Source organism: Pseudomonas sp. IAC-BECa141, assembly GCF_020544405.1.
Lineage (GTDB): Bacteria > Pseudomonadota > Gammaproteobacteria > Pseudomonadales > Pseudomonadaceae > Aquipseudomonas.
Genome location: NZ_CP065410.1, coordinates 2,600,835 through 2,622,174, shown reverse-complemented (window position 1 = coordinate 2,622,174; position 21,340 = coordinate 2,600,835). Strand labels below are relative to the sequence as shown.

17 protein-coding genes and 2 pseudogenes are annotated in these 21,340 nt (G+C 60.9%); 14 read left to right on the top strand and 5 right to left on the bottom strand.

Annotation, left to right across the window (positions count from 1 at the left end):
* Window positions 1-193 precede the first annotated feature (193 nt).
* The 5 genes from I5961_RS11870 (at window position 194) to I5961_RS11850 (ending at window position 6,702) form a co-directional block, all read left to right on the top strand.
* Entirely contained in the window at window positions 194-1,825 is a 1,632-nt protein-coding gene (locus I5961_RS11870) for an APC family permease (RefSeq protein WP_227235327.1), read from the top strand.
* 22 nt (window positions 1,826-1,847) lie between these two features.
* Window positions 1,848-2,774: a 4-hydroxyproline epimerase gene (locus tag I5961_RS11865; RefSeq protein ID WP_085700353.1), complete on the top strand. Its 927-nt coding sequence runs from the start codon at window positions 1,848-1,850 to the stop codon at window positions 2,772-2,774.
* Window positions 2,775-2,829: 55 nt separating this feature from the next.
* Entirely contained in the window at window positions 2,830-3,777 is a 948-nt protein-coding gene (locus I5961_RS11860) for a dihydrodipicolinate synthase family protein (RefSeq protein ID WP_227235326.1), read from the top strand.
* 80 nt (window positions 3,778-3,857) lie between these two features.
* Entirely contained in the window at window positions 3,858-5,450 is a 1,593-nt protein-coding gene (locus I5961_RS11855) for an aldehyde dehydrogenase (NADP(+)) (RefSeq protein WP_227235325.1), read from the top strand.
* A complete protein-coding gene (locus I5961_RS11850; RefSeq protein ID WP_227235324.1) occupies window positions 5,440-6,702 on the top strand; it encodes an NAD(P)/FAD-dependent oxidoreductase in 1,263 nt (420 codons plus the stop codon). Before I5961_RS11855 ends, I5961_RS11850 begins: the two co-directional genes overlap by 11 nt.
* A gap of 8 nt (window positions 6,703-6,710) precedes the next feature.
* Here the strand turns inward: I5961_RS11850 and I5961_RS11845 are convergent, their stop codons facing one another.
* On the bottom strand, window positions 6,711-7,886 hold the full coding sequence (locus I5961_RS11845) for a XylR family transcriptional regulator (RefSeq protein WP_227235323.1): 1,176 nt from the start codon (window positions 7,884-7,886) through the stop codon (window positions 6,711-6,713).
* A gap of 203 nt (window positions 7,887-8,089) precedes the next feature.
* Between I5961_RS11845 and xylA the strand changes: the two genes are divergently transcribed.
* From xylA to I5961_RS11825, 4 genes are all read left to right on the top strand, one after another.
* Window positions 8,090-9,406 (top strand): xylose isomerase, encoded by a 1,317-nt coding sequence (xylA, locus tag I5961_RS11840; RefSeq protein WP_227235322.1) that lies wholly within the window; start codon window positions 8,090-8,092, stop codon window positions 9,404-9,406.
* A gap of 142 nt (window positions 9,407-9,548) precedes the next feature.
* Entirely contained in the window at window positions 9,549-10,550 is a 1,002-nt protein-coding gene (gene xylF / locus I5961_RS11835) for a D-xylose ABC transporter substrate-binding protein (RefSeq protein WP_085700359.1), read from the top strand.
* A gap of 74 nt (window positions 10,551-10,624) precedes the next feature.
* On the top strand, window positions 10,625-12,181 hold the full coding sequence (gene xylG, locus I5961_RS11830; protein WP_227235321.1) for a D-xylose ABC transporter ATP-binding protein: 1,557 nt from the start codon (window positions 10,625-10,627) through the stop codon (window positions 12,179-12,181).
* A complete protein-coding gene (locus I5961_RS11825; protein ID WP_227235320.1) occupies window positions 12,182-13,318 on the top strand; it encodes a sugar ABC transporter permease in 1,137 nt (378 codons plus the stop codon).
* 11 nt (window positions 13,319-13,329) lie between these two features.
* Here the strand turns inward: I5961_RS11825 and I5961_RS11820 are convergent, their stop codons facing one another.
* Window positions 13,330-14,211 carry a LysR family transcriptional regulator gene (locus tag I5961_RS11820; protein WP_227235319.1) on the bottom strand — a complete coding sequence of 294 codons (882 nt, stop codon included), beginning with the start codon at window positions 14,209-14,211 and terminating at the stop codon, window positions 13,330-13,332.
* A gap of 126 nt (window positions 14,212-14,337) precedes the next feature.
* Here I5961_RS11820 and I5961_RS11815 point away from each other — a divergent pair, with 126 nt between their 5' ends.
* Window positions 14,338-15,327: a zinc-dependent alcohol dehydrogenase family protein gene (locus tag I5961_RS11815; RefSeq protein ID WP_227235318.1), complete on the top strand. Its 990-nt coding sequence runs from the start codon at window positions 14,338-14,340 to the stop codon at window positions 15,325-15,327.
* 87 nt (window positions 15,328-15,414) lie between these two features.
* On the opposite strand, the gene ycaC is transcribed toward I5961_RS11815, so the two are convergent.
* Complete coding sequence (ycaC, locus tag I5961_RS11810) at window positions 15,415-16,047, bottom strand: isochorismate family cysteine hydrolase YcaC (RefSeq protein ID WP_007958138.1); 633 nt, start codon at window positions 16,045-16,047, stop codon at window positions 15,415-15,417.
* 374 nt (window positions 16,048-16,421) lie between these two features.
* On the opposite strand from ycaC, the gene msrA reads away from it, so the two are divergent.
* Together msrA and I5961_RS11800 are read left to right on the top strand one after the other, a co-directional pair.
* Window positions 16,422-16,928, top strand: coding sequence for a peptide-methionine (S)-S-oxide reductase MsrA (gene msrA / locus I5961_RS11805; protein WP_085700365.1), 507 nt, complete (start codon window positions 16,422-16,424; stop codon window positions 16,926-16,928).
* A 149-nt stretch (window positions 16,929-17,077) separates the two neighbouring features.
* Window positions 17,078-18,589, top strand: a complete 1,512-nt coding sequence (locus I5961_RS11800) for a sensor domain-containing diguanylate cyclase (RefSeq protein ID WP_227235317.1) — start codon at window positions 17,078-17,080, stop codon at window positions 18,587-18,589.
* 171 nt (window positions 18,590-18,760) lie between these two features.
* Here I5961_RS11800 and I5961_RS11795 read toward each other — a convergent pair.
* Window positions 18,761-18,931: pseudogene (locus tag I5961_RS11795) on the bottom strand (GABA permease); the annotation flags it as partial.
* A 2-nt stretch (window positions 18,932-18,933) separates the two neighbouring features.
* Between I5961_RS11795 and I5961_RS11790 the strand changes: the two are divergent.
* Window positions 18,934-19,191 (top strand): annotated as a pseudogene (locus I5961_RS11790) (LysR family transcriptional regulator); the annotation flags it as partial.
* Between the two features lie 20 nt (window positions 19,192-19,211).
* Window positions 19,212-19,673, top strand: a complete 462-nt coding sequence (gene alaE / locus I5961_RS11785; RefSeq protein ID WP_085700367.1) for an L-alanine exporter AlaE — start codon at window positions 19,212-19,214, stop codon at window positions 19,671-19,673.
* A gap of 13 nt (window positions 19,674-19,686) precedes the next feature.
* On the opposite strand, the gene I5961_RS11780 is transcribed toward alaE, so the two are convergent.
* On the bottom strand, window positions 19,687-20,901 hold the full coding sequence (locus tag I5961_RS11780) for an aldose 1-epimerase family protein (RefSeq protein WP_227235316.1): 1,215 nt from the start codon (window positions 20,899-20,901) through the stop codon (window positions 19,687-19,689).
* Window positions 20,902-21,340 lie beyond the last annotated feature (439 nt).

The following is a 21,340-nucleotide window of genomic DNA, read 5'->3' as shown; positions in this document are numbered from 1 at the left end:
CTGAGGTGTTCGCGTGCAGATTGCAGCAACGTTTCAGGCGTGTCGAGCGCCGCGGACTTTCTTCGCAACTGTGCCGATTTCGTCATCCGCAGCTGCGCAAAACATCAATCGCCCGACGCCTGATGAGTTCACTGTTTAGCCGTTCCAGTGACTTCACACCTGCCTATCCAATAACTCACAAGAAGGCGATGCCATGTCAGGCCAAGGCAAGTTCAAAAAACAACTTTCATTGATCGACCTCACCTTTATCGGGCTGGGGGCGATCTTCGGTTCCGGCTGGTTGTTCGCGGCCAGTCACGTGTCGGCGATTGCCGGGCCGGCGGGGATTTTTTCCTGGTTGCTGGGCGGGTTTGCCGTGTTGCTGCTGGGCATCGTCTACTGCGAACTGGGCGCTGCGCTGCCCCGGGCCGGCGGTGTGGTGCGTTACCCGGTTTACAGCCACGGGCCGTTGCTCGGTTACCTGATGGGTTTTATTACGCTGATCGCGTTTTCCAGTCTGGTGGCGATCGAGGTGGTTGCTTCGCGCCAATATGCGGCGGCGTGGTTTCCCGGCCTGACCAAGGCCGGCAGCGGTGATCCGACCCTGCCCGGCTGGCTGGTGCAGTTCGGCCTGCTCTGCGTGTTCTTCCTGCTCAACTACCGCAGCGTAAAAACCTTTGCCAAGGCCAACAATCTGGTCAGCGTGTTCAAGTTCATCGTGCCGCTGCTGGTGATCGGCGTGCTGTTCACCTTCTTCAAACCGGAGAATTTTCAGGTTCAAGGTTTCGCCCCTTTCGGGCTCTCGGGCATCGAGATGGCCGTCTCCGCTGGCGGCGTGATCTTCGCCTACCTCGGCCTGACCCCGATCATCTCGGTGGCCAGCGAAGTGAAGAATCCCCAGCGCACCATTCCGATTGCGCTGATCCTGTCGGTGCTGCTCTCCACCGCGATCTACGTGTTGCTGCAAACCGCCTTTCTCGGCGGCATCCCGACCGAGCTGCTCGCCAATGGCTGGGCCGGGGTTTCCAAGGAATTTGCCCTGCCGTACCGCGACATCGCCCTGGCGCTGGGCGTGGGCTGGCTGGCGTATCTGGTGGTCGCCGACGCAGTGATCTCCCCCAGCGGCTGCGGCAACATTTACATGAACGCCACGCCTCGGGTGATCTACGGCTGGGCGCAGACCGGCACGTTCTTCAAGGTGTTCACCCACATCGACGCGAAGTCCGGCATCCCGCGTCCGGCGCTGTGGCTGACCTTCGCCCTGTCGGTGTTCTGGACCCTGCCGTTCCCGTCCTGGGAAGCGCTGATCAACGTGGTGTCCGCCGCGCTGGTGCTCAGCTACGCCGTGGCGCCGGTGTCCGTGGCTGCGTTGCGTCGCAATGCGCCTGATATGCCGCGCCCGTTCCGGGTCAAGAGCATGGGCTTGCTGGGGCCGGTGTCGTTCATCATCGCTGCGCTGATCGTTTACTGGTCGGGCTGGAACACTGTGTCCTGGCTGCTTGGCCTGCAAATTCTGATGTTCGTCGTCTACCTGCTCTGCGGCCGCTTCGTACCGACCGCTCACCTCAGCCTGTCCCGACAAGTGCGCTCGTCCGCGTGGCTGATCGCCTTCTACGCCGTGACCATCGTCCTGTCGAAACTCGGCACCTTCGGCGGCCTGGGCATCCTCACCCATCCGTTCGACACCCTGGTCGTCGCGGCCTGTGCGATGGGCATCTATTACTGGGGCGCCGCCACCGGCGTACCGGCACACCTGCTGCGTCTGGAGTCCGAAGAGGATGAGAGCGAAGTCGCTTCGACGTCCTCAGCCTCCGCCACCAACCCGCGCACTGCCGGCGCTTACTGAAATCACTCAACGGGACCTGCCCATGAAACGAGTACATGTCATTGATTCCCACACCGGCGGCGAACCCACGCGCCTGGTGATGAAGGGTTTTCCCGAGCTGTCCGGCCGCACCATGGCCGAGAAGCGCGACGCCCTGCGCAACCAGCATGACCAGTGGCGCCGCGCCTGCCTGCTGGAACCGCGCGGCAACGATGTGCTGGTGGGCGCGCTGTATTGCGAGCCGGTGTCGCCGGACGCCACCTGCGGGGTGATCTTCTTCAACAACGCCGGTTACCTCGGCATGTGCGGCCACGGCACCATCGGCCTCGTTGCATCGCTGCAACATCTGGGGCTGATCGCGCCGGGCGTGCACAAGATCGACACCCCGGTCGGCCCGGTCAGTGCCACGTTGCATGAAGACGGCGCAGTGACGCTCGGCAACGTGCCCGCCTATCGCTCGCAAAAACAGGTGGCGGTGGAAGTGCCGGGATACGGCCGCTTCCTCGGTGATGTGGCCTACGGCGGCAACTGGTTTTTCCTGGTCTCCGAACACGGCCAGACGCTGACGATGGACAACGTCGAAACCCTCACCGACCTCACCTGGAAAATGCTCAAGGCCCTGGAAGACCAAGGCATCCATGGCGAGGACGGCGCGCTCATCGATCACATCGAACTGTTCGCCGATGACGCCGAGGCCGACAGCCGCAACTTCGTCATGTGCCCCGGCAAAGCCTACGACCGCTCTCCTTGCGGCACCGGCACCAGCGCCAAACTGGCGTGTCTGGCCGCCGACGAAAAACTCGCGCCGGGAGAGCGCTGGGTGCAAGCGAGCATCACCGGCAGCCAGTTCGAAGGCCGCTTTGAATGGGAAGGCGAGCGCATCCGCCCCTACATCACCGGCCGCGCCCACATGACCGCCGACAGCACATTGCTGATCGACGAAACCGATCCGTTTGCGTGGGGCATCTGAGCCGCTGCGCTGTTGTTTCAAACCCATCCGAATGACCGTTCCAAGGAGAACAATAATGAGCGACAACATCTTCACCGGCTGCATGCCCGCCCTGATGACCCCGTGCACCGCCGCGCGCAAACCGGACTTCGATGCCTTGGTGGCCAAGGGTCGCGAGCTGATCGACATCGGTATGAGCGCGGTCGTGTATTGCGGCTCCATGGGCGACTGGCCGCTGCTCACCGAAGCCGAGCGTCAGGAAGGCGTAGCGCGACTGGTGGCCGCCGGCATTCCGACCATCGTCGGCACCGGCGCGGTCAACACCCGTGAAGCGGTGTCCCACGCCGCCCATGCGGCGAAAGTCGGCGCACAGGGTTTGATGGTGATTCCTCGAGTGCTGTCCCGCGGCGCTTCGGCGGCAGCGCAAAAAGCCCACTTCGCGGCGATTCTGCAAGCCGCACCGAACCTGCCGGCAGTGATCTACAACAGCCCTTACTACGGTTTCGCCACCCGCGCCGATCTGTTCTTCGAACTGCGCCGTGAATACCCGAACCTGATTGGCTTCAAGGAATTCGGCGGTGGCGCCGACCTGCGCTACGCCGCTGAAAACATCACTTCCAAGGACGATGACGTGACCCTGATGGTCGGTGTCGATACTCAGGTCGTGCACGGTTTCGTCAACTGCAACGCCACCGGCGCCATCACCGGCATCGGCAATGCCCTGCCCCGCGAAGTGCTGCAACTGGTGGCCCTGAGCAAGCAGGCGGCCAAGGGTGAAGCCAAGGCCCGACGCCAGGCGCGCGAGCTGGAATCGGCGCTGGCGGTGCTGTCGTCCTTCGACGAAGGCACGGATCTGGTGCTGTATTACAAACACCTGATGGTGCTCAACGGCGACAAGGAATACACCCTGCATTTCAATGAAACCGATGCGCTCAGCGATTCGCAGCGTCGTTACGCAGAAGCCCAGTACACGCTGTTCCGTCACTGGTACGAAAACTGGTCGGCGGAACAGAACTTCGCCTGACCTGCCGCTGCGCTCAAGCCCGCCGCCAACCACGGCGGCGGGCCTTATTCGTGACCTGCTCTATTGATAAGGAATGCGCCATGACCCTGACGGGCCAACTACTGATCGGTCAGCAAACCCTCACCGGCGACCGCGACGTCATCCACGGGATAAACCCCGCCACCAACTCGCCTTTGGAGCCGGCCTACGCCGGCGGCTCTGCCGAACATGTCGAGCAGGCCTGCGCACTGGCCTGGGCGGCGCTCGACCGTTATCGCGAGACAACGCTCGAGGCACGGGCCGAATTCATTGAATCCATCGCGAGCGAAATCGAAGCCCTGGGCGACGAACTGATCGACCGCGCCATGGCCGAAACCGGCCTGCCGCGACCGCGCCTGCTGGGCGAACGGGGCCGCACCTGCCAGCAACTGCGGCTGTTTGCCCGCACCGTGCGGGCCGGTGAATGGCTGGATGTGCGAGTCGACAACGCGCAACCGGAGCGCCAGCCGATGCCGCGTTCGGATCTGCGTCAGCGGCAGATTCCCTTGGGCCCGGTGGCGGTGTTTGGCGCGAGCAACTTTCCACTGGCGTTTTCCGTGGCCGGTGGCGATACCGCTTCGGCGCTGGCTGCTGGCTGCCCGGTGATCGTCAAGGCCCACGGCGCCCATCCCGGCACCAGCGAACTGGTCGGCCGCGCCGTAGCACGGGCAGTCAAGGCCTGTGGTTTGCCGGAAGGTGTGTTCTCGTTGCTGTACGGCTCGGGCCGTGAAGTCGGGATTGCACTGGTCAGCGATCCACGGATCAAGGCGGTCGGCTTCACCGGTTCGCGCAGTGGCGGCCTCGCGCTGATCAAAGCGGCTCAAGCCCGGCCCGAGCCGATTCCGGTGTATGCGGAAATGAGTTCGATCAATCCGGTGTTGCTGTTTCCGGCAGCGCTGCAGAATCGCGCCGCAGCCTTGGCCCAGGGTTTTGTTGCATCGCTGACCTTGGGTGCCGGTCAGTTCTGCACCAATCCCGGTCTGGTCATCGCCCGCCAGGGGCCGGCGCTGGACGCCTTCATTGGCGCCACCGCCGAACTGATCCAGCGCAGCCCCGCGCAGACCATGCTGACGCCGGGGATCTTCAATGCCTACGAATCCAGTGTGAATGCCTTCGCGGAAAATGCCCGGGCGCGCATTGCCGCGGTCGGCCAGCGAGCCACCGATCCGAATCAGGGCCAGGCCCATGTGTTCGTCACCGATGCCGCCGACTTCCTCGCCGATCATTCGTTGCAGGCCGAAGCCTTTGGCGCCGCTTCGTTGATCGTGCAATGCGCCAGCGACGCTGAAATCCGTCAGTTACTCGAACAGCTCGAAGGTCAGCTAACCGCCACGCTGCACCTGGATCACGAAGATCTTGAACAGGCCCGCACATTGCTGCCAATCCTGGAGCGCAAGGCCGGACGGCTGCTGGTCAACGGCTGGCCGACCGGGGTCGAAGTCTGCGATGCGATGGTGCATGGCGGGCCATTCCCGGCGACCTCCGATTCGCGTACCACATCGGTGGGCACCGCCGCGATCCTGCGTTTCCTGCGCCCGGTCTGTTATCAGGATTTCCCCGACAGCCTGCTGCCGACCGCGCTCAAACACGCCAATCCACTGTCGCTGCGCCGTTTGCTCGATGGCCAAAGGGAAACCGCGAAAAATGCCGAATAACCCGCACGACATCGCCGTGGTCGGCGCCGGCATCATCGGCGTCGCCAGCGCCCTGCGCCTGGCTCGTCAGGGCTTGCGGGTGGTGGTGATCGACCCGCAGGATCCCGGCCACGGCGCCTCGTTCGGCAACGCCGGGCACCTGGCGACCGAGCAAGTGTTTCCGATTGCCGACAGTTCGATTCTCAAACGCCTGCCGGCCATGCTCATGGACCCGATGGGGCCACTGCGCCTGGACTGGAAATACCTGCCCCGCGCCCTGCCCTGGTTTGCGCGGCTGCTGCTGAACCTGCGCTCGGCGCCGTTCCAGCGCACCGTTGCGGGGTTGCGCGCGCTCAATGAAAGTTCGCTCGACGCCTGGCAGCGCTTGCTCAATGACATCCAGCGTCCCGGGCTGTTGAAGATGGAAGGTTCGCTGCTGGTGTTCGAACGCCCCGACTCACGTCCGGCCCTCGAAGCATTGCAGCGCCGCATGCAACAGCAACAGGTGCCGGTCGATTGGTGGCAGGCCGGTGCGGTACGCGAGATCGCGCCGCAACTCAGCGAACAGATTCAGGGCGGGCTGTTTTTTTCGAACACCGGGCACTTCATCGATCCTTACCGCGTCGTTCATGAGTTGGTCGAGGCGGCGAAAGCCCTCGGCGTGCAGTTTGTGAAACAGGCGGTTCAGGGCGGGCAACTGCACGAGCATGGCGTCAACTTGATGACCGGAAGCGGCGCGCTGTCCGCTCGCCAGGTACTGATCGCCTGCGGCGCCCACTCGGCCGGACTCACCGCCGCACTGACCGGCAAAAAAGTCCCGTTGGACACCGAGCGCGGCTATCACCTGATGCTGCCTCACGAACACAACCGGCTGCCCTTCCCCGTCACCTCGCTCGAACGCAAGTTCATCATGACCCCGATGTCCGACGGGCTGCGCCTGGCCGGCACCGTTGAATTTGCCGGCCTCGAAGCCCCGCCGACCATGGCCCGCGCCTGGCAGTTGCATCGGTTGAGCAAGGGCTTGTTTCGTGAGGAATTGAGTATCGAGGCGGCTACGCCGTGGATGGGGTTCCGGCCGTCGCTGCCTGATTCGTTGCCGGTAATTGATCGGGTGTGTGACGGGAGGGTGTTGCTTGCGTTCGGGCATCAGCATCTGGGGCTGACGCAGGCGGCGGTGACGGCGGAAATGGTTGGGAGGATGGTTTTGCCGTCGGCGCAGAACACGGCTCCTATTCTTGCGTCGAGCGAGCCCTATCGGCTGGATCGCTTTTGAGTGGCCGTCTATCGGGCGCCCTGCTGATATTCACGGGGCGTACAACCGAACTCTCGGCGAAACACCGTATGCAGGTACTGCGCGGATTTGAAACCGCACGTGCGGGCGACGTCCGCAATTGCCGTGTCGGACTTTTCCAGCCCGCGAGTGGCCGCCGCCAGTTTGAAACGCAGAATCTCGTCATGCACGCTGCAACCGCGCACCGCGCGAAAGTGCGACTCCAGCGAGGAACGCGACACGCCGACATACGCCGCCACTTGCGCGGTCTTGATGCCCTGGCAGGCATATTGACGGATAAACAGCAGCGCCTGCATCACGTAGGGGTTACCCAAAGGTTGATGCAGGCTCGACACCTGCACGTTGATCGCTTCAGGCGGGATCAGGAAATGTGCGCCCGTTGACGGCTTGCCGTGCAGCATCTGGTGCAGCAGTTGCGCGGCGGTGCGGCCCATGGTTTCGGTGCCCTGGATCACCGAACTCAGGGGAACCCGGGTCAGGCTGCGGGTCAGCGGGTCGTTGTCGATGCCGATCAACGCCACCTGCTCCGGAACGGCGATGCCGGCGGTCAGGCAGGCTTGCAACAACTGCCGGGCGCGAGCGTCACTGACCGCGATGATGCCAATGGGTTTGGGCAGGCTTTGCAGCCAGGCGATCAGCTGTTCGACGGCGCTGTCCCACAGCGGCGCGCTGGTGCCCATGCCGCGATAGACCTCGGCGTGCAAGCCGTCCCGCTGCATCAATCGTAGAAAAGCCTTTTCGCGCTCCTGGGCCCATCGATTGGCCTGCGCCTCAGGCAGGCTGAAGCAAGCGAATCGCTGCAGCCCGGCCTCGATCAGGTGTTCATAAGCCAGCGTGATCAGCGCGTTGTTGTCGGTCGCGACATACGGAATCCCTTTGGGATAGGCCCGCTCATCCTGATAAGAACCGCCCACCGCCACCACGGGCAACTTGATGTCGGCCAGCGCCTCGCCAATCAGCGGGTCGTCGAAGTCGGCAATGATCCCGTCACCCTGCCAGCGCTCAATGCCTTTCAAGCGGCAGAGAAAGTCCTCTTCCAGGAACAGATCCCAGGACGCGCGCGTGCTGCTCAGGTAGTTGCCGATGCCGCTGATGATGCCGCGGTCATAGATCTTGCTTCCGTTGAACAACAGGGCGATGCGGTGAACGGGCGGTACGGTTTTCATTGTTTTTATGCTTGTGCCGGGCCTCTTGCCGTTGAGGCGGTCTGCACAGACTAGGCGCGCCGAAGGTGAATCTCAATACGCAAAATCGCACTCGGTGTTGGTGATTTTCGTAATCGGCAGGCACAGGGCCGTTGCTAGTATCGGGACACGCCCCCCCACAACAACAACCAAGAACAACAACCAAGAACAACAGGACATTGCCAATGCCGTACTTCCCCGATGTCGACCGGATTCGCTACGAAGGTCCTGCCAGCGATTCTCCCCTGGCCTTCCGTCACTACGACGCCGACAAGATCATCCTCGGCAAGCCCATGCGCGAACACCTGCGCATGGCTGCCTGTTATTGGCACACCTTTGTCTGGCCGGGCTCCGACGTGTTCGGTGCCGGGACATTCAAGCGCCCGTGGCAACACGCCGGTGACCCGATGGAAATGGCCATTGGCAAGGCTGAGGCCGCGTTCGAGTTTTTCACCAAGCTGGGTATCGATTACTACTGCTTTCACGACACGGATGTCGCCCCCGAAGGCAATTCGCTGAAGGAGTACCGCAACCACTTCGCCCAAATGGTCGATCACCTGGAACGCCATCAGGAAGAAAGCGGAATCAAGCTGCTGTGGGGCACCGCCAACTGCTTCAGCAACCCGCGCTTTGCCGCCGGCGCCGCCAGCAACCCGGATCCTGAAGTGTTCGCTTGCGCCGCTGCCCAGGTCTTCAGCGCCATGAACGCGACTCAACGCCTCAAGGGCTCCAACTATGTGTTGTGGGGCGGTCGCGAAGGCTATGAAACCCTGCTAAACACCGACTTGAAGCGCGAGCGCGAACAACTGGGTCGCTTCATGCGCATGGTGGTCGAGCACAAGTACAAGATCGGCTTCAAAGGCGACCTGCTGATCGAACCCAAACCGCAGGAGCCGACCAAGCACCAGTACGATTACGACAGCGCCACGGTGTTCGGTTTTCTCCAGCAGTTCGGTCTGGAAAAGGAAATCAAGGTCAACATCGAGGCCAACCACGCGACCCTGGCCGGCCACAGTTTTCATCACGAGGTGGCGACGGCCGTCTCGCTGGGGATTTTCGGCAGCATCGACGCCAACCGGGGCGATCCGCAAAACGGCTGGGACACCGATCAATTCCCCAACAGCGTCGAGGAAATGACCCTGGTCACCTATGAAATCCTCAAGGCCGGCGGGTTCGGCAATGGCGGGTTCAACTTCGACTCCAAGGTGCGCCGCCAGAGCCTCGACGAAGTCGATCTGTTTCACGGTCACGTCGGCGCCATGGACGTCCTCGCCCAGTCGCTCGAGCGAGCCGCCGCCATGGTCCAGAACGATCAGCTTCAGCGGCTCAAGGACCAACGCTATGCCGGCTGGCAGCAGCCATTCGGCCAGTCGGTGCTGGCGGGTGAGTTCAATCTCCAGTCACTGGCCGAGCACGCCTTCGCCAACGAACTGAACCCGCAGGCCGTCAGCGGTCGGCAGGAAATGCTTGAAAACGTCGTCAATCGTTTCATCTATCGCTGATCGCCCACGAGGACTACGGGCGCTGTGACATTTGCGCGACAAATCTGTAGTCCGTTGTGTCTGCTGATTCTCTACAGTTCCACCAGCCCGATATTCATCGTCAGGCCGTGTCTTTCAAACAAAAATAAAAGGACGCACCACCATGAAGAACGTAAAACGCACGCTGTTTGCCGGCGCCCTGGCGTTGCTTTCGCTGCCGGTTATGGCCGACGCTGCCCACCCGAAAATCGGCTTCTCCATCGATGACCTGCGGCTGGAACGCTGGTCCCGTGACCGGGACTACTTCGTTGCGGCAGCGGAGAAAATGGACGCCAAGGTCTTCGTGCAGTCAGCCGATGCCAACGAGCAAAAGCAGATTTCGCAAATCGAAAACCTCATTTCCCGTGGCGTCGATGTCATCGTCATCGTGCCGTTCAACGCCACCGTGCTGACCAATGCGGTAGCCGAAGCGAAGAAGGCCGGGATCAAGGTCGTGTCCTATGACCGCCTGATACTCAACGCCGATATCGACGCCTACATCTCCTTCGATAACGAAAAGGTCGGCGAAATGCAGGCCAGCGGTGTGCTGCACGCGGCGCCCAAGGGCAATTACTTCCTGCTGGGCGGTGCGCCCACCGACAACAACGCGAAAGTCCTGCGTGAAGGTCAGATGAAAGTGCTGCAACCGGCCATCGACAAGGGCGACATCAAAATCGTCGGCCAGCAATGGGTCAAGGAATGGAACCCTACCGAGGCGCTGAGCATTGTTGAAAACGCCCTGACCCGCAACGACAACAAAATCGACGGTATCGTCGCCTCCAACGACGCCACGGCCGGCGGCGCCATTCAGGCCCTGGCCGCTCAACAACTGGCCGGCAAGGTGCCGATCTCCGGGCAGGACGCGGACCTGGCAGCGGTCAAGCGAGTGATCTCCGGCACCCAAACCATGACGGTTTACAAACCGCTGAAACTGATTGCCTCCGAAGCCGCCAAACTCTCGGTGCAACTGGCGCGCAACGAGAAACCCGCCTACAGCTCGCAATACGACAACGGCAGCAAAAAAGTCGACACCATCCTGCTCACCCCGACTCCGTTGACCAAGGACAACATCGATCTGCTGGAACAGGACGGCTTCTACACCAAGGCGCAGATCGCCGGACAGTGACATTTGAGTAATGCCCCGCAGGCGTTCTGCGCCTGCGGGTTCAGTCCTGTATCTGCCGCTTGTGAGTCTCTGCCATGTCCGACTTTCTGTTGCAAATGAACGGCATCGTCAAAACCTTCGGCGGTGTCAAAGCGCTCAACGGCATCGACCTCAAAGTCAGACCGGGTGAATGCGTCGGGCTGTGCGGCGAGAACGGTGCCGGCAAGTCCACGCTGATGAAAATCCTGTCGGCGGTCTATCCCCATGGCACCTGGGACGGTGAAATCCTGTGGGACGGTCAGCCGCTCAAGGCGCAATCGATCAGCGAAACGGAAGCCGCCGGCATCGTCATCATTCACCAGGAACTGACGCTGGTTCCCGACCTCTCGGTGGCCGAAAACATTTTCATGGGCCATGAGCTGACGCTGCCGGGTGGGCGGATGAATTACCCGGCGATGATCCACCGCGCCGAAGCCCTGATGCGTGAACTGAAAGTGCCGGACATGAACGTGTCGCTGCCGGTTTCGCAGTACGGTGGCGGTTATCAGCAACTGGTGGAAATCGCCAAGGCCCTGAACAAGCAGGCACGGCTGCTGATCCTCGACGAGCCTTCTTCGGCCCTGACCCGTTCGGAAATCGAGGTATTGCTGGACATCATCCGCGACCTCAAGGCCAAGGGCGTCGCCTGCGTCTACATCTCCCACAAGCTCGATGAGGTGGCCGCTGTGTGTGACACCATTTCGGTGATCCGCGACGGTAAACACATCGCCACGACCGCCATGGAAGACATGGATATTCCCCAGATCATCACCCAGATGGTCGGCCGGGAAATGAGCAACCTCTACCCCACTGAACCACACGACATCGGCGAGGTGATTTTCGAGGCGCGCCACATCACCTGCTACGACGTCGACAACCCCAAACGCAAACGGGTCGACGACATTTCGTTCAGCCTCAAACGCGGGGAAATCCTCGGCATCGCCGGGCTGGTCGGCGCCGGTCGCACGGAGCTTGTGACCGCGCTGTTCGGCGCCTACCCCGGCCGCCACGAAGGCGAGGTCTGGCTGGACGGTCAACCCATAGACACCCGCACACCGCTCAAATCAATCCGCGCCGGCGTGTGCCTGGTGCCCGAAGACCGCAAGCGTCAGGGGATCATTCCCGACCTGGGGGTTGGCCAGAACATCACCCTGGCCGTGCTGGACAGTTTTTCGAAACTGACCCGCATCGACGCCGAAGCCGAACTGGGCAGCATTGATCGGGAAATTTCGCGCCTGCACCTCAAGACCGCGAGCCCGTTCCTGCCGATCACCAGCCTGTCCGGGGGCAATCAACAAAAAGCCGTGTTGGCGAAGATGCTGCTGACCCGGCCCAGGGTTCTGATCCTCGATGAGCCGACCCGAGGGGTGGATGTCGGCGCCAAGTACGAGATCTACAAGTTGATGGGGATGCTGGCCGCCGAAGGCGTGTCGATCATCATGGTGTCTTCGGAGCTGGCCGAAGTGCTCGGTGTTTCCGACCGCGTACTGGTGATCGGCGAAGGCCGGTTGCAGGGCGATTTCATCAACCATGAACTCACTCAGGAACAGGTGCTCGCCGCGGCGCTCAGCCAGCCCGACAGCCATAACAATAAAGATCGGAAATCCGCGTAAATGAATCAGGTCAAACAACTCTTCACCCGCTACAAGATGCTCGCACTGGTGTTTGCCGTGGCGTTGATCTGGCTGTTCTTCAGCTGGCAGACCGAGGGCGGATTCCTGACACCCCGCAACCTCTCCAACCTGCTGCGCCAGATGTCGATTACCGGGATTCTCGCCTGCGGCATGGTACTGGTCATCATCAGCGGCGAGATCGATCTGTCGGTCGGCTCATTGCTGGGCCTGCTCGGCGGCGTGGCAGCCATTCTTGATGTTGTCTATCACATACCGCTGCTGGCGAACCTGAGCCTTGTGGTGGTGTGCGGGCTGCTGATCGGCCTCGCCAACGGCTACATGGCGGCGTACCTGCGCATTCCGTCGTTCATCGTCGGGCTGGGGGGCATGCTGGCTTTCCGGGGCATCTTGCTGGGGATCACCGGGGGCACGACCATTGCGCCGGTGTCGCCGGAACTCGTCTACATTGGCCAGGGTTATCTGCCACATACGATCGGCGCCGGTCTGGGTGTCCTGCTGTTCGCACTGACATTGTTCCTGACCTGGAAACAACGGCGCAATCGCGCCCTTCACGGCCTCGGGGCACACTCATTAGTGCGTGACGTGGCACGCGTGTTGTTGATCGGCGCGGTGCTGGCCGGTTTCGTCCAGACCCTCAACAGCTACGACGGCATTCCCGTGCCGGTCCTGCTTTTGCTGATTCTGCTGGGCGGATTCAGCTACGTGACCAGCCAGACCGTGTTCGGCCGACGCGTCTATTCGGTGGGCAGCAACATGGAAGCGACGCGCCTGTCCGGTATCAATGTGCAGGCCGTGAAGCTGTGGATTTTCGGGATCATGGGCGTAATGTGCGCCCTCGCCGGCGTGGTCAACACTGCGCGCCTGGCCGCCGGCTCACCCTCGGCCGGCAGCATGGGCGAACTCGACGCCATCGCCGCCTGCTTCATCGGTGGCACCTCGATGCGCGGCGGTTCCGGCACAGTCTACGGCGCCCTTCTCGGCGCGCTGGTCATCACCAGCCTGGACAACGGCATGTCCATGCTCGACGTCGACAGTTACTGGCAGATGATCGTCAAGGGCAGCATTCTGGTGTTGGCTGTCTGGGTGGATGTGAGTACGCGGACCGGTCGGCGGTGAGCGGGTTTTAACTACCCGAACGCCCCCCGCACAAAATCAATGAAGCTCCGCAGTTTGGGTGTCAGCCTCGGATCCGGTGCATACAACAGATTCATCGGCGAAACCGGCACCCTGTACTGCGGCAGCAGACTCACCAGTGTGCCGCTCCTCAGCGAATCCTTGACCAGTTCCAGCGGCAGCATCACCACCCCCAGCCCTGCCACTGCTCCGGACAGCAACGGGTCGCCCTGATTAATCGTCAATCGGCTTTTAATCGGCACGTCGATGCAGCCTTCCGGGCCTTCGAATCGCAGATGTGAGCGGCCGGCCGAATAGGCGAACGCCAGGCATTCATGTTCCTGAAGATCCCAGGGCGTGGTGATGGGTGGGCGGCGTGCGAGGTAGGACGGTGCTGCGCACAGCACCATGTGATAGGGCATCAGCGGCAATGCCTTCAGCCCGCTGTCGGCGAGTTCGCCGATGCGAAACACTGCGTCATAACCGCCGTCCACCAGGTCGACCAGTTCGTTCGACAGCGTCAGATCCACCGACACTTGCGGATAACGAACCATGTACTCCAGCAGCTTCGGCGACAGCGTGCTGACACCAAACGTGACGGGTGCATTGATCCGCAACCGGCCGCTGGGCACGCCTCGAGTCACGGCGGCCATTTCTTCGGCGGCGTCCATGTCGGCCAGAATCAGTTTCGCCCGCTGATAGAACGTATGGCCGAAATCCGTGAGGCTTTGCTTGCGGGTGGTGCGGTTGAGCAGCGAAACGCCCAGGTGTTGCTCGAGCATTTTCACCTGCTTGCCGACCATTTGCGGGGACTGGTTGAGTTCGTCCGCCACCGCGCTGAAGGAGCCCAGCTCCACCGCTTTGACGAAGGTGGCCATGAGTGTTAGGCGATCCATTGGAAACTCGTTGTTTCTAGTGTTGCGCCATCCTAGGCCTTTATCCGGAACAGGCCAAAGCCTAAATTGGCGCCCATGGCACCGGTTTACGCCGGTGCAATTTCATCGATAACCGAGGAAGTACAGATGGCACGCATTGTCAGGATTCATGAATACGGTGACGCGAGCGTCCTGAAACTGGAAAACGTCGACGTCCCGGCACCGGCGGCGGACGAAGTGCAGATCGAGGTCAAAGCCTTTGGCCTGAATCGCGCCGAAGTGATGTTCCGCAATCACGCTTATCTGCAGGAAGCCGAGTTTCCCAGCCGTCTCGGCTACGAAGCCGCCGGCGTGGTGGTCGCGGTCGGCGCCAACGCCAGCGAATTCAAGATCGGTGATGCCGTCAGCCTGATTCCGCCGCTGGACATCGCGCGCTGGGGCACTTACGGCGAGCTGGCCAATGTGCCCGCCCACCTCACGGTCAAGCACCCGCAGAACCTGTCATTTGAACAAGCGGCGGCGTCCTGGATGCAATACGTCACCGCGTGGGGTGCGCTGGTCGAACAGGCCAAACTGCAAAAGGACGACTTCGTGATCGTCACCGCCGCCTCCAGCAGCGTCGGCCTGGCAGCCTTTCAGATTGCCAAAATGGTCGGTGCCACTTCGATTGCCATCACTCGAACCCGTGCCAAGAAACAGGCCTTGCTCGACGCCGGTGCGGCGCACGTGATCGTCAGCGACGAGGAAGACATGGTTGCAGCAGTCATGGCCTTGACCGACGGCAAAGGCGCGCGAGTGGTGTTCGATCCGGTGGGCGGCCCGTCGTTCGAACCGCTGACCCAAAGCATGGCGCGCGGCGGCATCCTGCTGGAGTATGGCGCCCTGAGCCCGGAGCCGACGCCGTTCCCGCTGTTCACCGTGCTCGGCAAATGCCTGACCCTCAAGGGTTACCTCTACGCGGAGATCGTCTCCGATCCGGCCACCCTGGCACGCGCAAAGACCTTCATCGGCGATGGGCTGGCGTCCGGCGCACTGCAACCGATCATTGCCAGGACATTCGCCCTGGATGAAATTCAGGAGGCGCATCGCTTTCTTGAAGCCAATCAGCAGGTCGGGAAGATTGTCGTCACGGTTTGAGGTGACAGTCCCCTGCTCTCCTGCTTGCGCTAGAAACGACGAAAGCCTGCTTTTTTCAAAGCAGGCTTTCGTCTATCCGGCATCCGGTTATTTCTGATGCGCGGTCAGCGCTGCATAACCATTCATCAAGTTGCGGTAGTTCGGGATGCGCTGGGACAGCAGGTTGCCCAGGCCTTCGATGTCGTTGCGCCAGTCGCGGTGCAGCTCACAGGCGACCGAGAACCAGTTCATCATTTGCGCGCCGGCCTGGGTCATGCGGTTCCATGCGGCCTGTTGCACGGTGGTGTTGAAGGTGCCGGAGGCGTCGGTCACCACGAACACGTCAAACCCTTCCGCCAATGCCGACAGGGTCGGGAACGCTACGCAGACGTCGGTCACGACACCGGCGATGATGATCTGCTTGCGGCCGGTGGCCTTGATTGCCTTGACGAAGTCTTCGTTGTCCCAGGCGTTGATCTGGCCTGGGCGGGCGATGTACGGCGCGTCCGGGAACATTTCCTTGAGTTCCGGCACCAGCGGGCCGTTCGGGCCTTGTTCGAAACTGGTGGTGAGGATGGTCGGCAATTCGAAGAATTTGGCCAGATCGGCCAGCGCCAGCACGTTGTTCTTGAACTCGTTTGGCGAAAAGTCCTGAACCAGAGAAATCAGACCGGTCTGGTGGTCGACCAGCAGAACCACGGCGTCGTCTTTGTTCAGGCGGTTGTAGGTTGGAGTGCTCATGTTTGAATCCCTTTTTAGTTGTGGAAGTGCGTTTGCGTTCAAGATGGGCACAGATTACTGACTCGCCTGAAAGCGATAAATCGTCTGAAAAGCGTTTCACCGTCAACCCAAAGCGGACAATCCACAATGTTTGCTTCCAGACTGAGTGCCGGAGAACCCGGTTTGCCGATCAGCGTTTCCGCCAGTCAGCGGTATTCTTTGAAAGGAACTGCCACGTGTGGCCAAGAACTGGAGCCTGATGGTTGGCTTGCCGATAGTGGGAAAACGCCGTAAGCCGACGCTTCACGATTTATTTACCGGCTCAACCTTGGAATCGGTCCACACTCCCTCATATGAAGGAACATCTGCGACCCATTCGAGAGGAAGGACAAGCCATGACCACTCAAACCGAAACCGCCATTCTCGCCGGCGGCTGCTTCTGGGGCATGCAGGACCTGTTGCGGCGCTACCCCGGCGTGCTGAAGACGCGGGTCGGCTACACCGGCGGCGATGTGCCGAACGCCACTTACCGCAACCATGGCAATCATGCCGAAGCCATCGAGATCCTCTTCGATCCGGCTGTGATCAGCTATCGGCAGATCCTCGAATTCTTCTTCCAGATCCACGATCCGAGCACGCCCAACCGTCAGGGCAACGACCTCGGTCCAAGCTATCGTTCGGCGATCTATTACCTGAACGAGCAACAACGCGATATCGCCGAAGACACCGCAGCCGATGTCGATGCGTCAGGCCTTTGGCCAGGTCGTGTGGTCACCGAAATCGAACCGGCGGGACCGTTCTGGGAGGCGGAACCGGAGCATCAGGATTACCTCGAGCGCATACCGAATGGCTACACCTGCCACTTCATTCGCCCGAACTGGAAACTGCCCAAACGCGGTTGAGGTCCAGCGCGGTTCGGTGCTGTAACCCATTCATCTATTGCTGCAGCGACACCTGACTGCTTGTATCCTTGCACGCGATGAGGACAAGCGACTGCCGTCATTGCCTTGATCCAATAGCCTCTGGAACGGACTTTCCATAAGGTAGTGACGTGAAGCGAGATACCCACCTGGTTGTGCTTTTGCTGTTGGTTATCGGCTGCTCCCTGGCCTCACTGACTGTCTGGAAGGTGCTGGCCTCTCGAGAGCGAGCGCTGGAGGAAGTGGACATTCACGGGTTGAACCTGACCCAGGCGCTTGTCACCTATTCCGAAGGCATCGTCCGCCAGAGTTCGGCGCTTTTGCTCGGGCTCGTCGAACGCCTGGAAACCGAAGGCAGTGGCCCCGTTCAGATCCAGCGGATCAGTTCGCTGATCGACCGGCAGGAGTCGCTGATGCCACAGCTCAGCGGCATCACCATCTACGACAATCAGGGACGCTGGCTGATGTCCTCCAACCGGCCGATTCCGGCCGGGGCCAATAGCAGTGATCGCACCTATTTCATTCATCACCGCGATGATCCCTCCCCCGAAACCTTTATCGGTCCGCCCATTCAAAGCCGCACCAATCAGGAATGGGTAATTACTGTCAGTCGACGTTTCAATGATGCTCGCGGTGAGTTTGCCGGAGTGGTCGCGGTGACCTTGGGCATCGAAAACTTTCTGCGGCTGTTTGGAAAGATCGATGTCGGCCAGGAAGGTGCCATCGGGTTGTCCTATACCGACGGTACGTTGCTGGTTCGCTATCCCTTCCGCGAGCAGGATATGGGGCGCAATTTTTCAAAGTCACCGATCTACGCCAAGTACCTGGTGGATCACTCTGTCGGCACCGCCTCGTTTACCTCCAGCCTGGACGGTGTGGAAAGGCTCTACGCCTTTCGCAAAAGTGACCGGCTGCCGCTGATCACAACCGTCGCACTCGGGAAACGCGAAGCCCTCGCCGCGTGGCGAACGGAGGCGCTGCTATCGGCCGTGGTGGTGACGGGCCTGCTGGCGCTTACGGGTCTCATCGGCTGGTTTTTGATACTGGATATTCGACGCAGAACCCAGGTAGAAGCGGAGTTGATGGGCACTCAGCAGCAGTTGCTTTCGTCAAACAGGCAACTCGAGCTGTTGGCGATGAAGGACGCCCTGACCGGTCTGGCCAATCGACGCTGCTTCGATGTGACACTGGACGTAGAGGCGCGACGAGCGCAGCGCGACGGCACATCCTTGGCATTGCTGATGATTGATATCGACTACTTCAAACTGTTCAACGATTCCCACGGGCATGTTGCCGGCGACGATTGTCTGCAACGCGTTGCTAACGTGGTGGAGGCGTGCGTGCGCCGTCCCTCGGATCTTGTGGCGCGGTATGGCGGTGAAGAGATGGGCGTCATCATGCCCAATACCGACGGCGAAGGTGCGCAGATCGTGGCGCAACTGATCCTCGACCGATTGAAGCAAGCGAACATTTCCCACGAATCCAGCCCGTTGGGACGAGTGAGTGTCAGCATCGGGATTGCCACTGCCACCGGCTCCCGGCTAACCCCCGTGCAAGGTTTGATCGAAGCCGCCGATGAAGCGCTTTACAGTGCCAAGGCCCTGGGGCGAAACAGGTGGGTGAAACTGCCCGGCTTGATCTAGCCTCAAGTGAAACCACGCGGGAGAAAACCACCATGCCCCCTCCCCGAGCCACTCGCGCTGACAAGCCGTAGATGGAATGCCTGTGTATGGGGCACGCAAAATCAAAGGGTCGTACACCAAGGGGCCGATGGTTGCGGGCAAAAGCCCCATCGTTCAAGCGCCAGAAAAAACCTAAGCTTCGCCCGCCGAAACCACTGCCCTCACCTGCCCATGCTGGCGCGTGGTCACCAGCCCGATAAAGGAAATCGCCAGCGCCAGGCCAATGGTCGACGTCACTTCCAGACGATGCTCGGGGGTCTCCATCATCACCGCGAGCGCGGCGCAGATGAACGCGATCACCAGCCGCTGCCGCAGTTGCTGGCCTGGGCGTCGCCTACCTGCCTGACTGCCTCACCCATGAGCACCTGGCAACGGGAGCACTGTTGCAGATCATGACAAACCATCCCCCACCGCCAGCAGGTGCCTACCTCCGCCCGCCGGGGCCGCATCCCGCCCGGAAAATACGCGTGCTCACCGAGCTGTTGATCGAGTTCTTCGGCGAATTTCCGCACCTGGCGGTGCAGCCGCTGTCACATCTGGAGGATGCGCTGGCACCTACCTGAACCAGGACAGGAGATGTGATTTGCTTCAACGCCCGCAACAGTCAATGCGCCGTACTGCATTCATCGCAGACACAACGGCGCTGATCCTGTTTTTCACAACCACCGGCATCATCAATGAACGATTCATTGCCGGCATGACGTGGGATCAGGTTCTTCATGCGCGCCTTGTAGGCGCCGTATTGATGGTGCCCGTCGCAAGACCTTACGGTCTGTGGCGGGACTGGGTGATGAAGCGAGCCAGCCCGCGTCGAGTTTCCAGACTGCTGTGGGACAGCTTCGCCCTCGTCAGTTTCCAGGTCCCCCTCTATGCAGCGATCATTGCCTCCAGTGGTGCATCGGGGGGTGAGCTGGTGCGCGGCACGCTCGGTGCGGCCTTGATGATGCTGGCGCTGGGGCGACCCTACGGGGCATTTCTCAACAGGATACGCAAGGTGTTCGGCTTGCCTCCGGGTGGCGACAAGCCGATGTCGCTGAACAGTTGAACGACCGCCGGCTTCACCCCTTGCTCAGATCCACCAACGGTGCCTGCCGCACCTCAGTCTCCCGCCCGCCCTGAATCTCGCTCACCTGCTTCAAGGCCTTATCCACCGCTGCCTTATCCGCCAACAAGCTGTAGCTGATGCGGAACTCTTTGTGTTCCTTCGGCCCGATTGTGGGCACCAGGTTCAGTGGCCGCTGATAACGACGGTTGTAGGAAAAACTCGTCCCCGGCTCCAGACCGGTGACATAACCCTGACCTTGGGTATCGGTGTTCTTCCACAGGGAAAACACCGGCAATGTCTGCGTATTGAAGCCAACCGAAACGCCCAGACTGCCAGCCTTGTTATGCAACACGGTCAACGTATCGCCCTTGGCATCGGCATACGGCACCACGTTGTAAACCGTTTCGTCGTAGTCCTTGGTCGGTGCGCGGTAGGTTTGCCATTCAGCCAAATCGCCCTTGGCTTTGTCGTTGAACGGCGACACCTGTTTCACCGGCGCGGCGAAACGAGCGCCCTGCTCCAGGAACGGGGTGCTGAAGTTGCTGTGGTACAGCGCCTGGTACTCCTTCGGATAGTCGCCGTTGTTGGTCAGCGTGTCGTTGAGGGCGAACACGACGCTGCCGGGTTCGGTGACCAGTTCGGTAGCGACGGAGAAGTCGACTTTCTTGAACGCCTGCTCTTTCAGTTCACCGCGCAGGGTGATGGCGTACGGTGGCGTTTCATCGATGTGCAGAGTGACTTTGTTCGCAGGAATGTTGGCGGCCCGGCCGTGCAGGGTCAGCAGTTCGCCGTTGTCGACGCCGGGGTGACCGACCCATTCGTACCCGCAGCGGGTCACCAACTCATTGAAACCCTCCAGCCAGCCCAGACCGCCGCGGCCATTGAGTTCGATGAAGGACGGATTGACCACTTCCTTGACCGGCGAATCCCAGCCCATGCGTACATTGCCGACCGAAGCCTGCAAGACGTTCATGCCCCGCGTCGGCACCACCGAGAGCTTCATCGTGCCGTTATCAATGTCGACAATGCTGACGCCCTCCTGCCGACCACCATGCAAGGTGCGCAGGCTGACGCTGAAAGGTTTGCCGGTTTTCACGCCGAGTTGCTGGCTGGTGATCTGCCAGTTCTGAGCGGCTTTGTCGGTGTCGAGCAGAACGTAATCCCAGGCCATGGCGTGGGAAGCAGCGGACAGTGCGCTGAGGGCAACAACGAGTTTGAGCGGGGTCATGGGAGCAGCCTTTCTTGGAGTTGTGCCGTTTTTATAAACCTGCTGAAACGTTTCATCAAGCTTAAAAAGTGACGCGCGTCGGTAGGTGCCAAGAACGAATGGTGCGGACAGGAAAATTGAAATCGATGTGATCGGATTATTCAGGACCTGCATGGAGCGTCTGATTTCGACATGGCGAGGGCGGCGTGTTTAAGCGTTTTCCGAAGGGTGTTTAGAAACGCCCGGCATTACTTCCCCACGGCTACAGCGTCTTGCGTCATTGCCTACGACTACGCCAGAATCCGCCGGCTTGTGCGTCTGGGGTGCGGGTTTTATCGTTTCCGGGTCACTGAAAAACAGTGATCGGGTTTGGTAGCCCGGATTACCTGTCGCATCGCAACACCAGATTGCAGGGACTCTTTCGTCCTCTGTTTTATGGTGGCCATGCGTAGGGCGTCTT